Source organism: Lentzea miocenica (assembly GCF_033949945.1).
GTDB lineage: Bacteria > Actinomycetota > Actinomycetes > Mycobacteriales > Pseudonocardiaceae > Lentzea > Lentzea miocenica.
Genome location: NZ_JAXAVW010000076.1, coordinates 1 through 14,459 on the forward strand (window position 1 = coordinate 1; position 14,459 = coordinate 14,459).

Below are 14,459 nucleotides of genomic sequence, written 5' to 3' on the forward strand. Positions count from 1 at the left end.
GACTTGACGAGCCGTCCGATGGCCGCCGACGCCTCTGCCAGCTTCTCCTCGGCCACCGGCCCGCCTTCAGCGGCTGCCTGCGCCACACAATGCTTGAGGTGCTCGTCGAGCAAGCCCAGCGACACCGCCTGCAACGCCTTCGTGGCGGCGGAGATCTGGGTGAGGACGTCGATGCAGTATTCGTCGTTCTCGACCATGCGCTGGAGACCGCGGATCTGTCCCTCGATGCGGCGCAGTCGCTTGAGGTATGCGTCCTTGTCCGCGGTGTACCCGTGCATCGGCTCCTGACCTTCCCTACCCCTGGCGGGTATGTCGAGGATACCTGCACCGGATGGGGGTGCGTTATGTCCGGCGCTGCTCCGTCAGCGGGAATGGTGAAGCGGCCAGCAAGCCCAGCAACGGGTCGAAGTGAGACGACTAGCAGCACATTTTGGACCCATAACACCCCCGTCGTTTCACCGGGTAAATGACCCGACCGGGCGGTTGGGTCACATTTTAGCGGCGAAAGGTTCGCCGTTTTTCGTCATCTGGACTATGGTGTTGTCGAAGCACGTGGTTACGTCGAGGATCCGCGTGCTATGTGAGTACCCAACGGAGGAACAGTGGCACAGCAGACCGTCGTCCAACTCATCGACGACCTCGACGGCGGAGAAGCCGACGAGACCGTGACCTTCGCACTTGACGGTGTCGAGTACGCCATCGACCTGTCGAAGGGAAATGCGGAGCGGCTTCGTGAGTCGCTGGCGGACTTCGTCGGCAAGGCCCGTCGTGCGGGTGGCCGCAAGCAGCGCAAGGGCACCGGCAAGTCGACGGTGAAGGCCACCGACAAGGCCGAGGCGCAGCGCATTCGTGACTGGGCTCGCGCGCAGGGGCACCAGATCTCGGACCGCGGTCGCATTCCGCAGAACCTGGTCGTGCAGTTCCAGGAAGCGCACGCCTCCTGACCTGCGCGGACACGCGAGGTTTCCACACGTCGGCCGGGTCGCCGGCCGACGTGTTAACCAAGTACAACTGATCCGGATCGAACACTGACCGGTTCGTTCACACCTATCCCCGGAACGTGGGATCAACGACCCGGAAAGTCCGCTCCGAACAGGCGTAACACCGCTGTCGCCTTCACCGCGGTCTCCTCGAATTCCTCGTCAGGCGCAGACAGTGAGATCACCGCTCCGCCGACGCCGAAACTGACCTGCTCCCCGTTCGCGACGAGCGTTCGGATGACGATGCTGAAGTCGGCGGCTCCGTTGAGTGAGAAGTAACCGAGCGCTCCCGAGTACACCCCACGTGGACCGGCTTCCAACCCATCAAGGATCTGCATGGTCCGGATCTTCGGGGCACCGGTCATCGAACCACCGGGAAACGCTGCTCGAACACATCGGACGGCAGAACTGTCGGCCCGAAGTCTCGCCCGCACAGTGCTCACCAATTGGTGTACGGTCGCGTAGCTCTCGACGTCGAACAACCGCGTCACCTCGACCGAACCCACTTCCGCGCACGTGCCGAGATCGTTGCGGACGAGGTCCACGATCATCAGGTTCTCCGCTCGGTCCTTGACCGAACGGGCCAACGTTGTGCGCAACATCTCGTCGTCCGCCTCATCAACACCGCGCGGACGCGTGCCCTTGATCGGCGATGACTCCACGACGCCATCTCGGTCGACCCGGATAAATCGTTCGGGTGACGTGCTGAGCACGGACAGGTCACCGAAACGCAGCAACGCCCCGAACGGAACGGGATTTGCGGCGCGAAGCAGCCGATAAGTGTCCCACGGGTCGAACGGGACATGCCCCGTCGTCATGCACGACATCATGTTCGTCAGGCACGCCTCGTACGTCTCCCCCGCCGTGATCGCTTCCTGGCACGCGCCGATCAACTTGAGGTAGTGCGCGCGTGGATGCCGCAACGTCACCTCTGACACGACCGGACGTGAAGGCTCACCCAAATGCCTCAGATCCGCCAGGACTGCGGAAACGTGGTCGAACCAGGAGTCGTCGGTCAACGACAGCAAATAGACGCAATCATCAACGTGATCGATGACCACGGCACGGTCCGCGAAGACGAACGACGCGTCTGGTTGTTCCGCGCGGTGTGCGAAGTCGCCGCCGCACTCCGCCTTCAACTCGTAACCGAGGTATCCAACCCAGCCGAGCGCGAAGTCGAACGGCACATCGGGTTGTTCCACACCCCACGCCGCGAGGTCCTCGTCCAGCCACGAGAAGAAGGACGGGCAGGACAGCCGCTCGTCATCGACCACGAGCTCCTGGTCCGGCACTGAGTACTGCGCAACGCGCGCCAGGGGCCCCGAAGCGTCCCCCATGAAGGAGAACCGCCCTCCGACCCCGCTGTCCAGCCAGAACGCGGCCTCAGAGCCCCTGTAGAGCGCCGCGAACGTTTCCTCGCCATCGGCGGCCAGGTCGAGACGCCGGACGTGCACAGCACGCCTCTGAGGCTCTGGACGAACCAGCACCGGCTCCGGCACCGCGGCGGTCCGCGTGGGCGTCAGCGCGCCGAAGTTCGCGAGCATCTCGCGGCCGAAGTCCGTGCAGATCGACTCGGGGTGGAACTGCACACCCCACGCGGGACGGTCGAGAGCGCGCACACCCATCAGCACTGAGTCGTCGCTCCACGCGATGGGTTCCAAAGAAGAAGGCAGGTCCGTGACCGCTAACGAGTGGTACCGCACGACGTCCAGCGGCGACGGCAACCCAGCGAAGACGTCAACGCCCGTGTGCGTAACCGGGGAAACGATCCCATGACGCGGCACGGGCGCAGGGCCGACAACGGCGCCATAGGAAAGGCAGAGTCCCTGGTGACCGAGACACACGCCCAGCAACGGAATCTCGGCGTGCTCGATCACCGCCCGGCAGATGCCGAAGTCGGCCGGATTGCCCGGCCGGCCGGGTCCTGGCGAGATCACCACGTTGTCGAACGACCGCAGTGAGGCAAGCCGAAAGCGCGGGTCGTCGTTGTGGACGACCACGGGCTCGACTCCGTTCACCTCAGCGAGGTGCTGGAAGAGGTTGAACGTGAACGAGTCGTAGTTGTCGATGAGCAGAGTGCGCATTCCAGGACGGCACTCTACCTGCCAAAACACCCGAAAAGAGCAACGAGAGAGGGCGGCCACAAACGTGACCGCCCTCCGCACAACGCACCAACTCAGCTACCGACGCGGAACCGGGGATCCGTCGCCAGCTCGGCGAGCTGCTGCTCGGTGAAGACCGGCGCGGTGAGCGCCGGATAGCCACCGCCCGCATAGCTGTCGTCCTGAGCGATCGTCACGATCTGACCGTCGTTGGCCCGGTAGGTGGCCCACTTGTCGAACTGGTCACGACCGCTCGGGTTGCTCTGCACGACACCGACCTTGAGGCCCTTGACGTCGACCACCTGGCACGGTCCGCCCATGCCCCAGAACGTCTTGGCGAGAGCGCACGGCTCTTCCGGCATGGCCGGGTTGGGCGTGGACGACTCGACCAGCAGCCACCCCACCTTGCCGTCCTTGCGCACCGGTGTCTGAGCCATGTACTCCCAGACCTCGGGCACCTCGCCTTTGTCGGACGCCACCTGCCCCTGGGTTCGCTGCATGTCACCCCCGCTGTAGCTGGGGTCCTGGTACTTGAGCTGCGGGGCGTCGTACCCGGCCGGGGCGACGCCCTTCAGCTCGTCGAGCAGCTTCTGCGCACGATCGGCCTGCGGACCGTTCCGGGCCGTGCGGTCGGTGTGGCCGTCCGGCCACTCACCCGCCCAGGAGCTGCTGCTGGGCCCCGCGCCCATCATCAGCTCCCGCGCGCCCTTCGGGTTCAGCGCGAACGCCGAGCCGAGGCCCGCACCGACGACGAGCACCGCGACCAGAGCACCGACGACCGACGACCGACGCTTCGACCTGGCCTTGCGAGCGAGGTCGAGCGCGATGCCCGGATCCATCGACGGCGGCGGGCTGCTCGCCACCACAACGTTTTCGAAAGCCTTTTTGAGGTCCTGTTCGTTCATCGAACCCTCTCCTGCTGTGAGAGCAGACCGCGCAGCGTCTGCAGCCCCCGCGCGGCCTGGCTCTTTACCGTTCCTTCCGAACACTTGAGGACGGCTGCCGTCTGTTCGATCGACATGTCCTCCCAGTACCGCAGGACGAGGCACGCACGCTGTTTCGGAGGCACCTTCGCCAGCGCCTCCAGCAACACCATCCGCTCCTCTGGGTAGACGTCCGGAGGAGCCGCCGAGTCAGCGTGTTCCTCGCTCGCCGACTCGAACCGGAACCACCCGCGCCGTCGCTCGGACAGGAACGTCCGCACCAGGATCTGCCTGGTGTAGGCGTCCAGCGCCTCGTGCCGCTCGATCCGGCGCCACGCCAGGTAGAGCTTCGTGAACGCCTGCTGCACGAGGTCTTCCGCGCGATGCCAGTCGCCGCACAGCAGGTATGCCGTGCCGCGCATGACGTCGGAACGGGCCGCGAAATACTCCTGGAACGCGGCGTCCCGGTCACTCATCAGGATTCCCCCTGTCTGCGGTACCGGGTTACTCACGCCACCTGCGGCCCTGCGGGTTGCATGAAGTTCGCGACGAATCTTTTGCGTCCGGTGGCGAGAGGATCCCACCGGCAGTGACGATGCGCGTGCTGAACGTGAGCGGACCTCGCCGTCGGCCCCTCCGGCGATCACGGCCGAGAAGGCGAAAAGCATACTGATGTCGTGATTTTCCTGTTGCTCCTCGGAGTTCCGACCGCGCTGGGCCATCTCTACCTGTGGCGCCGGCTGGTCGTGGACACGACGCGCCCGCGCACGCTCGGGCGCCGGATCGGCACGATGGCCATCGTCGGGGCCTTCGTGATGCTGATGAGCGCGCTCGTCGTCACGCGGCGGGTGCCGCCGGAGTACGGGAAGTTCTTCGCCTGGCCGGGGTTCGTCTGGCTCGCGGTGCTGTTCTACCTGGCCATCGCGCTGGGCATCGCGGAGATCCCGCGCCGGATTTTGCTCAGGCGGGCGACGCTCGCCCCCGTCGCCGTGGGCGCCGCCGCGGCCGAGCCCGCCGAGCCGGTCGAGATCGTGCCGGACCCGTCGCGACGGCTGTTCATCTCGCGGTCGGTCGCCATCGGCTCGGGGATCGCGGCGGGCAGCGTGGTCGGGTACGGCATGACGCAGGCGCTGGGCGCCCCGCGGCTGCTGAACGTGCCGGTGACGCTGGACAAGCTGCAGACGTCGTTGTCGGGCTTCCGGATCGCGGTCGTGAGCGACATTCACCTCGGGCCGCTGCTCGGGCGTTCGCACACCGAGCGGATCGTGCGGATGATCAACGAGCAGGAGGCCGACCTCGTCGCGATCGTCGGTGACCTGGTGGACGGCACCGTCGCCGAGCTGGGCGAGGCCGCGGCGCCGTTGCGCGATCTGGTGTCGAAGCACGGCAGTTTCTTCGTGACGGGCAACCACGAGTACTTCTCCGGCCACGAACAGTGGATCGCGGAGCTGGACAGGCTCGGCGTGAACCCGTTGCGCAACGAGGGTTTGACCGTCGCCGGTGGCATCGAGCTCGTGGGTGTGAACGACGTGACGGGCAAGTCCTACGACGACGGGCCGGACTTCGGCCGTGCTCTCGCCGGCCGGAACCGGAACAACCCGCTCGTCCTGTTGGCGCACCAGCCCGTGCAGGTCAGTGACGCCTCTTCACACGGCGTAGACCTCCAGTTGTCCGGTCATACACACGGCGGCCAGATGGTGCCGTTCAACTTCGTTGTGCCAGTGCAGCAACCCAGTGTCGCGGGGCTGTCGAAGGTGGACGACACGTGGCTGTACGTCAGTCGTGGCGCGGGTTTCTGGGGGCCGCCGGTACGCGTGGGCGCGCCTCCGGACATCACGATGATCGAGCTGAAGTCTGCCGGGTAGATCACACTCGGCCCCGCGGGATTGCGCACTTGCGGTGTCCAGGCCGTAGAGTGGACGGCCGTGCCCGCGTACGGACCGCGAGGCGGATGAAGGGGGAACCCTGGGGAAATGACCGAGAGCTTCGCCGTTGACCGGCGTTACGAGGCAGAGGCTCGTATTCGGCGTTTCCTGGACCAGGAGAACCCGTCGACACCGTGTCTGGTGATCGACCTCGAGACGATCCGCGCGCGCTACCAGGCAATTCACGCCGCGATGCCGTCCATCGACATCTTCTACGCGGTCAAGTCGAATCCCGAGTCCGACGTGGTGGGCACGTTGGTCGCGGAGGGTTCGCAGTTCGACGTGGCGTCGCCCGCGGAGATCGATCTGTGCCTGGCGCGCGGCGCCGCACCGTCGTCGATCTCCTACAGCAACCCCATCAAAAAGGCCGCTGACATCGCGTATGCCCACTCGCGTGGCGTGCGACTGTTCGTGTCGGACAGCGAACAGGACGTGCGGTTCGTGGCCGAGCACGCGCCCGGTTCGTCCGTGCTGGTGCGGATTCTTGTACACAGCAAGGGTTCCACCTACCCGTTCGGCAACAAGTTCGGTTGCGATCCGGAGATGGCAACGGATCTCTTGCGGCTGGCGCACGAGTTGGGACTCGTTCCTCTCGGCGTCGCGTTCCACGCGGGCTCGCAACAGCTGTCCGTGCAGGGCTGGGACTCCGGCATCGCCGACGCCGCTCTGATCGCGTCAAAGTTGCGTGCGGAAGGCATCGAGACCAGCACCGTGAACTTGGGCGGCGGCCTGCCCGCAGTGTATCAAGAAGACACACCGACCCTGGAGGCCTTCGCCTCCGCCATCGAAGCCTCGATCACGCGCCACTTCGGCGACGCGCGTCCTCGGGTGATGATCGAACCGGGCCGCGCGATCTCCGCGGAGGCCGGGATGATCCGCTCGTCCGTCGTGCTCGTGTCGCGAAAGTCCTATTCGGACGAACGCCGCTGGGTCTACGTCGACATCGGCCGCTACCAGGGACTCGCCGAGACCGAGGGCGAAGCGATCGCCTACCGGCTGCGGACCTCGCGTGACGGCGGCGCTGTCGGCCCGATCGTGCTGGCCGGTCCGACCTGCGACGCGGACGACGTGATCTACCAGCACACGCGCTACGACCTGCCACTGGACCTCACGGCGGGCGACCACGTGGACATCCTCCACGCCGGCGCCTACACCTCCTCCTATTCGTCCGTGTGCTTCAACGGCTTCCCGCCGTTGGCCACGTACTGCATCTAAGTCCGTCGTAATTCACATAGTTTGGAGTGATTGATGTCCGAAGCGCCCTGTCAGACCGAGGAAACCGTCGGTTTGTTCGCGGGACAGCACGTACTTGCAGAGCTCTCAGGTGTGAGCGCGGATCTGCTCGACGACGAGCAGTTCCTCCGACACGCCCTTGGTGAGGTTCTCACGCAGGCCGACGCGACGGTGCTGGAGGTGATCTCCAAGAAGTTCGATCCTCAAGGAGTCACCGTGCTGGCGCTGCTGTCGGAGTCCCATGCGTCGATCCATACCTATCCCGAAGTGGGTTCGGTGTTCGTCGACGTGTTCACCTGCGGTACGCGTGCGAAGCCCGCGCTGGCCGTCCAACTACTCGCTGACGCCCTGGGCGCCGCTCACGTGAGCACGGACGTCGTCACTCGTGGCATCAAGGAGCACGCCGCGTGAACACCATCAACGAGCCGCTCGCCGAGGGCATGACCCGCCACTGGCGCGTGGACGAGGTGCTGGTCGACACCAAGACCGACTTCCAGCACCTGGTGATCGGCCGCACAGCCCAGGGCGTGTCGCTGTTCTGCGACAACGACCGCCAGTCCACGGAGTTCAGCCAGCTGACCTACCACGAGGCCCTGATGGTGCCGGCGCTGCTGCTGGCCGACACCGTCGAGCGCGTGCTGGTCATCGGCTCCTCCGAAGGCGTCGTGTGCCAGATGGCCGTCCAGCACGGCGCCTCCGTCGTCGACCACATCGACATCGACGAGCAGGCCGTCAAGCTGTGCGCCGAGCACCTGCCGTACGGCTACACCCTCGAGGAACTGGCTCTCGCCGAAAAGGGCGAAGGCCCGATCCGCGTGCAGTACATCGACGGGTTCGAGTACATCCGCACGACGTCGGAGAAGTACGACATCGTGCTGGTGGACCTGCCCGACGAGCGCGAGGAGGAGGCGCAGCACAACCGCTTGTACGGCGCCGACTTCCTGCGCATGTGCAAGGCGCTGCTGCGTCCGGGCGGCGTGGTCGTCAACCAGTCCGGCTGCCAGACGATGTGGCGCAACACCACCCTGATCCGCTCCTGGCAGCGGTTCAACGAGGTGTTCGACACCGTCGCCTACTACGGCTCCGACGAGCACGAGTGGGCGTACCTGTTCGGCCGCGCGGACGTCGTCGAGGACCCGACCGCACTGATGGCCGAGCGCCTGAAGACGGCCGGGTACCAGCCGGAGTCGATCGACGACCTGGCGTTGCTGGGCAACAGCATTCCGCCTTACCGGGTGCGGCAGTCGCTGGCCTGAGTCAGGTTTCGAGAGGGGCGCTTCCCGTTTGTCCGGGAGGCGCCCCTTTCGCTATTTCCCGGCCGTCGCCGCGCAGACTGTGGCGGCCAGCCAGATGATCGAATCGCGCGGAGGGCAGGGCCCCACCCTCCCGGGGGCTGACCACCAAGGCCGCAGTACCTCAATTTAGACGCGCGAACACCGTGTCAAGCCGCCGCTCGGCGATCTGTGGACAACTCAGGCTGGCAACTGCCTTGTCCACAGATCGGCCTGCGGGGGCTTGACACGGCGATTTCGCGAATAAGCTGAAGGTGCTGGCCGGTCTGCCCCCTGGGAGGGCGGGGCCCTGCCTCCGATCGATCTCGCGCTCACCCGCCCGTGCAGCAGGCCCCAGAGCACGTAAAGCGCGACGGACACCGTGCGCGCGTTGATGTTCCTCCCCATGGCGCTGAAGCGTGCCGTGGGGAGGATCTCCGAACACTGGGGCTGGCCCTACCCCGGCCTCAGCTCAACGCCTGCCTGAGGAAGTCGACCTGAAGCAGCAGCAGGTTCTCAGCAACCTGTTCCTGCGGGGTCATGTGCGTGACGCCCGAGAGCGGCAGCACGGTGTGCGGGCGGCCGGCGGCGAGCAGGGCGCTGGACAGGCGCAGGGTGTGGGCGGCCACCACGTTGTCGTCGGCCAGGCCGTGGATGATCATCAGCGGGCGGGAGAGCTTGTCCGCGTCGGCGATGAGGGAGTTCGAGTCGTAGACCTCGGGCTTGTCGTCCGGGTGGCCGAGGTAGCGCTCGGTGTAGTGGGTGTCGTAGAGGCGCCAGTCGGTGACCGGGGCGCCGGCGATGCCCGCGTGGAAGACGTCCGGGCGGCGCAGGACGGCCAGGGCGCTGAGGTAACCGCCGTAGGACCAGCCGCGGATCCCGACGCGGGTGAGGTCGAGGTCGGGTTCGACGGCCGCGGCCGCGTGCAGGGCGTCGACCTGGTCTTCGAGGGTGGCGCCGGCGAAGTCGAACGCGATCGCGCGCTCCCAGGCGAGACCGCGGCCGGGGGTGCCGCGACCGTCGGCGACGACGACCGCGAAGCCCTGGTCGGCCAGCCACTGCGAGGCGAGGAAGGCGTTCTGGGACGACACGACGCGCTGCGCGTGCGGGCCGCCGTACGGGTCCATCAGCACCGGGAGCTTGGTTCCCGGGGTGTGGCCGGTCGGCAGCAGCAGCGCGGCGCGGATGTTGCGCTCGCCCAGGGTCAGCAGGCGCGGAGACGCCTTGATCACAGGGGTGTCGGCCCACGACTCGATCACATGATCGCCGACCGTGACCTTGGCACCAAACCTGTCCAAAGTGGCCGATACGAGCACAACCGTGTCGCCGCCCCGGATCGCGGCGTGCACACCATCCTCAGTGGACAGTTGCTCGACGTTCTTGCCAACCTCGTAGACATGCGTCTGAGTCGGGTCGTCCGCCGACGCGGCGACCAGGATCGAGTCATCGGCGATGTCGAGCACCCGGCGCACCTGCAGGCCGGTGGTGAGGACGTCGTCGCCGACCTGCAGCACGTACTCGTCGCCGTTGCCCACGATCCGCACGAGCCGGCCGTCCGGAGTCCACGCCGGAGCGCCGTCGGTGACCTCGAGCCAGGTCGGGTCGGTCTCGACGGCGAGCTCGGAGACAGCGCCGGTCTCGGGGGCCAGCTCGTAGATCTTGCGGGTGCGCTGGTCACGGGTCTGCGTGGTGATCAGCGGAGCGCCACCCGACGACCAGTGCACGTCGTTGAGGTAGTCGAACTCCAGCAACACCGGAACGAAGGTGCCGTCCAGCGACACCACGTGCAGCGACACCGCAGCGTTGGTCGTGCCCGCCGCCGGGTACGCGATCTCGGTGGCCGTGGTCGCGGGATTCGCCGGGTCTGCGATGTACCAGCGCTGCACCGACGCGTTGTTCACGCGCGCGGCGATGAGGCGGGTGCCGTTCGGCTCCCACCAGTAACCGCGGTAGCGCGACATCTCCTCGGCCGCGATGAACTCGGCCAGCCCGAACGTCACGTCCTCGCCATCGGGAACGGCGACGGCCACGTCCTCACCCGAGTCCAGCTCGACCACCCGCAACGTGCCACGCGTGACGTACGCCACACGCTTGCCCGTCGGGTCGACCCGCGGGTCGATGACGCCACCCCGAGTCGGCAGCTCGCGGACAGCACCGTTCGTCAGGTCGGCCACGAACAGCCGGCCCGACAGCGCGAACGAGGCGACCGACGCGTCCTTCGAGAGGGCGTAGCCGACGATGCCCGCACCGGCTTCACGCGTGCGCTCGCGGCGCGCCTTCTCCTCAGCCGGCAGGTCCTCCGGGTCGGACAGCAGCGCCGCCGGATCGGCGAGCAGCCTTTCGACGCCGGTGGCCGTGTTCAGCTCCCAAAGCCCGTTCGCACGGCTCGTAGCCGTCGCCGGACGCAGGAAGAAGACACGTGCCCCGTCCGCCGACACCGCGAAGGTCCTCGGTGCGCCGACGGTGAACCGCTGGGTGCGCGCCTGTTGGCGCGGGAAGGAGATGTCGTTGCCCACCCACCAACACTAACCCGCGCACGCGTGCGGCACGGGCGCTGTGACGTGCACGTCCTGGCGCGATACAGACCCGACGAGGGTTGCGGACGCAGCCCTGAACCCTCGGCTCCGCACGCCTGCACCGCACGAACAGCGCCATGAACGCACCCCTGCCCCACGAGGGCACGGGCAGTGAGCCGTGGGTGCCCCACACGCCTGCGGAACAGGTGCGGCAGGCCCGCCGGAGGCAGTGACACGACGCCGCCAGCGCCCAGTCCACAGCCGCACAGGTACGACCAGCTCGCCCACGCACGACCGACCCACGGCACAGCACAAAGCCCAGCACCGCGAACGTCCCGCAAGGGCTCGAGACGCCACACGACGCCTCCCACCCACTGCGCGAAGCACCCACAGCGGATCGTGCGAGAGCGCGCTCCCACACGACCTTCCAGGGAGCTCGGCCCTACCCCACGCGGCTCTTCGGAGGCAGCGGGACGAAGCCGCTGGTGCGCCGGACATACTCGGCGTAGCCAGGGCGGCGCGACACGATGTCCTTCTCGAGCAGCGGTTTGCCGGTGCCCTTCGCGAGCAGCCACGTCATGATCACCGGACCGATGATCGTGAGTGCGGCGAGCCACGAGTGCAGCGCGAACAGGTAGAGGCCCCACCACACGACAGCGTCACCGAAGTAGTTCGGATGCCTTGTGTAGCGCCACAATCCGCGATCCATCACGGCGCCCTTGTTCGCCGGGTCCGCCCGGAACCGGGAGAGCTGCCAGTCGCCAACGGCCTCGAAAGCGAAGCCGACCATCCACACGCCAGTGCCCACCCAATCTAGCACTCCGAACGGGTCCGAAAGATGCTGCGCGGCCTGGACCGGCAGCGACACGATCCACATCAGCGCGGCCTGCATCAGGTAGACGCGGTACATGCGCAGGCGCGGGTTTCCCTTGGCACGCCTCAAAATGTCCTGGTATCGCGGATCTTCGTCCTTGCCCGAGTTGCGCACGAAGATGTGCACTCCCAGGCGTACGCCCCAGATCACCGTGAGGGCGGCAACCACCCACTGCCGAGTTGGTTCGCCCTCCGCGAACAGGAAGGTGATCACCGCGATCACGGCGAAGCCCGGGCCCCACGCGGAGTCGATCAGGTCGTAGCGCTTGCGGGCGTCCGCGTACAGGAACAACCCGCTGAGCAGCAGGAACACTCCGACGAAGCTGACCAGGAAGCTCACCGCGCCACCAGCTCACGACGCACGCGAGGCATGCCGCTGCGGCCGTTCTCACTCCTGCGCACCGCGAGGATCTGGTCCACGCCCATCCGCCCTTCCTCGAACGTCAGCGCGCCACCCGCGAGGTACAGGCGCCACACACGTGCCTGCCCCTCACCGACCAGCGCGACGACCTCGTCCCACCGATCTTCCAGTGTCTGCGCCCAAGCCCGCACGGTCCACACGTAGTGCTCGCGCAACGCGTGCACGTCGCGGATCTCCAGCCCGGCGGCCTCCAGGAAGCCCGTCGTGGAACTGACCGGCCGCATGTGCATGTCCGGCGCGACATACGACTCGATGAACGCGCCACCGCCGGGAGCGTTGTGACCGCGCGACATCTGCTGCAACAGCAGACGACCCTCGGGCTTCAGCAAGCGGTGCAACGTCGAGGCGTACGTCGGGTAGTTCGACTCACCGACGTGCTCGCCCATCTCGATGGTCGAGATCGCGTCGAACGGCTCGTCGCTGACCTCGCGGTAGTCCTGCAGCCGCACCTCGACGCGGTCCTGCAAGCCTTCGGCGGCGACCCGCTTGAGGATGTGCTCGCGCTGCTGAGCGGAGATCGTGACACCGACAGCGTGCACGCCGTAGTGCTTCGCGGCGTGGATGATCATCGATCCCCAGCCGCAGCCGACGTCGAGCAGGCGCATGCCCGGTCGCAGATCCAGCTTCCGGCAGATCAGGTCCAGCTTGTTGTGCTGAGCCTGCGCCAGCGAGTCCTCATCGGACGTGAAGTACGCGCACGAGTAGGCCATGCTCGGATCGAGCACGAGTTGGTAGAAGGCGTTGCTCAGGTCGTAGTGGTGCGAAATGGCGTCCCGGTCGCGCGTCTTGGTGTGCAGCGCGCCTCTGAGCCGCGCCTCCTCCTTCGGCGCGGACGGGTTGGGACCCAGCACTTTCAGTTGCAATGCAAGTTTCACGACCTCCGAGACCCGCGGCCGCCGGGTGACCCCCCGCCGCACAAGACCCCAGATCTGCGACAGGCCAGCAACCAGATCACCCTCCACATCGAGCTCACCGCTCACGTAGGCGCGGGCGAGACCCAACTCGTTCGGACTCCAGACGAGCCGACGGAGAGCATCACGCGACCGGATCACGAGCACGGTGCCGTCCTGCGGCCCGGCGACGCTCCCGTCCCACGCCCGAAATCCGATTGGCAACGGCCCACCCAGCACCCGTTCGGCCATTCCTGCCAGCTGACCAGCGACGACCACCCTGCACCTCCTGCGAACCTGGCTCCGCCAGACGTTCGAGACAGCACGAGGTTCGGTTCGTTTCTGAACCGAGACGCAACCACGCCCGTATGGCCTCGATAGAGCGAACGACGGAACAAGGAGGACATGAGTGTGATCCGACGTAACCGCATTGCCATCGGGCTCGCAGCGGGGCTGGCAGTCGTGCTGGGTCTGGGTGTCTGGAGCGCCACGGGAAGTGGCACTAACTCGAAGCCGGTGGCACAGACCGAAACCGACCTGGGCGTCCTCGGTGACTACGGCGACGTGGGTCAGCCCCCGGTACTCCAGGAGCCCGCTCAGGCCCCCGAAGCCCCTGTTCAGCAGCAGGCACCGGAAAACCCGACCCCGGCCGCGCAACCTCCCGCCGCCCAACCCCCGGCCGCCGCGCCAGTCAGCTCGTTGAAGCTGGTCGGCAAGCCCGTGGACAAGATGGGCCTGGTCGTCCAAGACGGCGACGGCCGCACGATGTACCGCTTCGACAAGGACACCCCGAAGCCGGAAGGCAAGTCGAACTGCAACAACCAGTGCGCCGTGACGTGGCCGCCACTGCTGTCGGACACGGTCCCGCAGGTCGAGGGCATCGACTCGAAGCTCGTCTCGCTGATCACCCGCGCTGACGGCAAGAAGCAGGTCGCCATCGACGGCTGGGCGCTGTACGCCTACTCGCAGGACCCGAAGCCGGGCGCCTGGAAGGGCCAGGGCGTTGGCGGAACCTGGTTCGTCATCCAGCCCGACGGCAAGCGCAACGTGGAATGCCTGCCCCCCGGCGTCACGGCCCCGGCGGCCTAAACCCCAAAGCTCCCGTTAGGACGGTCCACCTGAGACACACAACACCCTGACACGGTGTAACCCCGGCCCTGGGGAAGGGGCCGGGGTTCCCGTCGTTTCGCTCAGCTTCACCCGAAGGGGCGCCCCGGATTTCCGGAGGCGCCCCTTCGCTCGTCCGCGATGCCGAAGGCGAGCGCCCAAGCGAAGGCGAAGCCGAGCACACAGGTAGTGGTGGTGGGCTCCCCCGTCTAGCGCTC

The 14,459-nt window shown here is 66.9% G+C and carries 13 protein-coding genes; 6 read left to right on the forward strand and 7 right to left on the reverse strand.

All coding sequences use genetic code 11. The features are described 5' to 3' along the window. Positions 1–278 (reverse strand): metal-sensitive transcriptional regulator (locus tag SK803_RS45990; RefSeq protein ID WP_030466675.1); only part of this gene is annotated, 278 nt, incomplete at its 3' end. Between the two features lie 324 nt (positions 279–602). Here SK803_RS45990 and SK803_RS45995 point away from each other — a divergent pair. Continuing rightward, the gene (locus tag SK803_RS45995; protein ID WP_030476951.1) at positions 603–944 is read left to right on the forward strand and encodes a histone-like nucleoid-structuring protein Lsr2; all 342 of its coding nucleotides are present in this window, start codon (positions 603–605) and stop codon (positions 942–944) included. Between the two features lie 122 nt (positions 945–1,066). Here the strand turns inward: SK803_RS45995 and pabB are convergent, their stop codons facing one another. The 3 genes from pabB to SK803_RS46010 form a co-directional block, all read right to left on the reverse strand. Then, complete coding sequence (gene pabB / locus SK803_RS46000) at positions 1,067–3,064, reverse strand: aminodeoxychorismate synthase component I (RefSeq protein ID WP_319972580.1); 1,998 nt, start codon at positions 3,062–3,064, stop codon at positions 1,067–1,069. 92 nt (positions 3,065–3,156) lie between these two features. Next, positions 3,157–3,987 (reverse strand): hypothetical protein, encoded by an 831-nt coding sequence (locus SK803_RS46005; protein ID WP_319972581.1) that lies wholly within the window; start codon positions 3,985–3,987, stop codon positions 3,157–3,159. Further along, a complete protein-coding gene (locus SK803_RS46010) occupies positions 3,984–4,481 on the reverse strand; it encodes a SigE family RNA polymerase sigma factor (protein ID WP_319972582.1) in 498 nt (165 codons plus the stop codon). Before SK803_RS46010 ends, SK803_RS46005 begins: the two co-directional genes overlap by 4 nt. A gap of 201 nt (positions 4,482–4,682) precedes the next feature. Between SK803_RS46010 and SK803_RS46015 the strand changes: the two genes are divergently transcribed. The 4 genes from SK803_RS46015 to SK803_RS46030 all read left to right on the forward strand — a co-directional run bounded on the left by SK803_RS46015 (position 4,683) and on the right by SK803_RS46030 (position 8,419). Then, positions 4,683–5,870 carry a metallophosphoesterase gene (locus tag SK803_RS46015; protein WP_319972583.1) on the forward strand — a complete coding sequence of 396 codons (1,188 nt, stop codon included), beginning with the start codon at positions 4,683–4,685 and terminating at the stop codon, positions 5,868–5,870. A 108-nt stretch (positions 5,871–5,978) separates the two neighbouring features. Further along, the gene (locus SK803_RS46020) at positions 5,979–7,145 is read left to right on the forward strand and encodes a type III PLP-dependent enzyme (protein ID WP_319972584.1); all 1,167 of its coding nucleotides are present in this window, start codon (positions 5,979–5,981) and stop codon (positions 7,143–7,145) included. 33 nt (positions 7,146–7,178) lie between these two features. Then, positions 7,179–7,574: an adenosylmethionine decarboxylase gene (gene speD, locus SK803_RS46025; protein ID WP_112272901.1), complete on the forward strand. Its 396-nt coding sequence runs from the start codon at positions 7,179–7,181 to the stop codon at positions 7,572–7,574. Between the two features lie 29 nt (positions 7,575–7,603). Then, entirely contained in the window at positions 7,604–8,419 is an 816-nt protein-coding gene (locus SK803_RS46030; RefSeq protein ID WP_319972588.1) for a spermidine synthase, read from the forward strand. Between the two features lie 482 nt (positions 8,420–8,901). Here SK803_RS46030 and SK803_RS46035 read toward each other — a convergent pair whose 3' ends face one another. The 3 genes from SK803_RS46035 to SK803_RS46045 all read right to left on the reverse strand — a co-directional run bounded on the left by SK803_RS46035 (position 8,902) and on the right by SK803_RS46045 (position 13,386). Continuing rightward, positions 8,902–10,950 (reverse strand): S9 family peptidase, encoded by a 2,049-nt coding sequence (locus SK803_RS46035; protein ID WP_319972585.1) that lies wholly within the window; start codon positions 10,948–10,950, stop codon positions 8,902–8,904. 442 nt (positions 10,951–11,392) lie between these two features. Then, the gene (locus SK803_RS46040; protein ID WP_319972586.1) at positions 11,393–12,163 is read right to left on the reverse strand and encodes a DUF1295 domain-containing protein; all 771 of its coding nucleotides are present in this window, start codon (positions 12,161–12,163) and stop codon (positions 11,393–11,395) included. Beyond that, on the reverse strand, positions 12,160–13,386 hold the full coding sequence (locus SK803_RS46045) for a cyclopropane-fatty-acyl-phospholipid synthase family protein (protein WP_319972589.1): 1,227 nt from the start codon (positions 13,384–13,386) through the stop codon (positions 12,160–12,162). Before SK803_RS46045 ends, SK803_RS46040 begins: the two co-directional genes overlap by 4 nt. A gap of 264 nt (positions 13,387–13,650) precedes the next feature. Between SK803_RS46045 and SK803_RS46050 the strand changes: the two genes are divergently transcribed. Next, complete coding sequence (locus SK803_RS46050) at positions 13,651–14,223, forward strand: COG4315 family predicted lipoprotein (RefSeq protein WP_319972587.1); 573 nt, start codon at positions 13,651–13,653, stop codon at positions 14,221–14,223. Positions 14,224–14,459 lie beyond the last annotated feature (236 nt).

Excerpts from the sequence above, each read along its gene's own strand:
- pabB (WP_319972580.1), bottom strand. The coding sequence starts at position 3,064 with ATGCGCACTCTGCTCATCGACAACTACGACTCGTTCACGTTCAACCTC.
- SK803_RS46005 (WP_319972581.1), bottom strand. The coding sequence starts at position 3,987 with ATGAACGAACAGGACCTCAAAAAGGCTTTCGAAAACGTTGTGGTGGCG.
- SK803_RS46010 (WP_319972582.1), bottom strand. The coding sequence starts at position 4,481 with ATGAGTGACCGGGACGCCGCGTTCCAGGAGTATTTCGCGGCCCGTTCC.
- SK803_RS46020 (WP_319972584.1), top strand. The coding sequence starts at position 5,979 with ATGACCGAGAGCTTCGCCGTTGACCGGCGTTACGAGGCAGAGGCTCGT.
- speD (WP_112272901.1), top strand. The coding sequence starts at position 7,179 with ATGTCCGAAGCGCCCTGTCAGACCGAGGAAACCGTCGGTTTGTTCGCG.
- SK803_RS46030 (WP_319972588.1), top strand. The coding sequence starts at position 7,604 with ATGACCCGCCACTGGCGCGTGGACGAGGTGCTGGTCGACACCAAGACC.
- SK803_RS46045 (WP_319972589.1), bottom strand. The coding sequence starts at position 13,386 with ATGGCCGAACGGGTGCTGGGTGGGCCGTTGCCAATCGGATTTCGGGCG.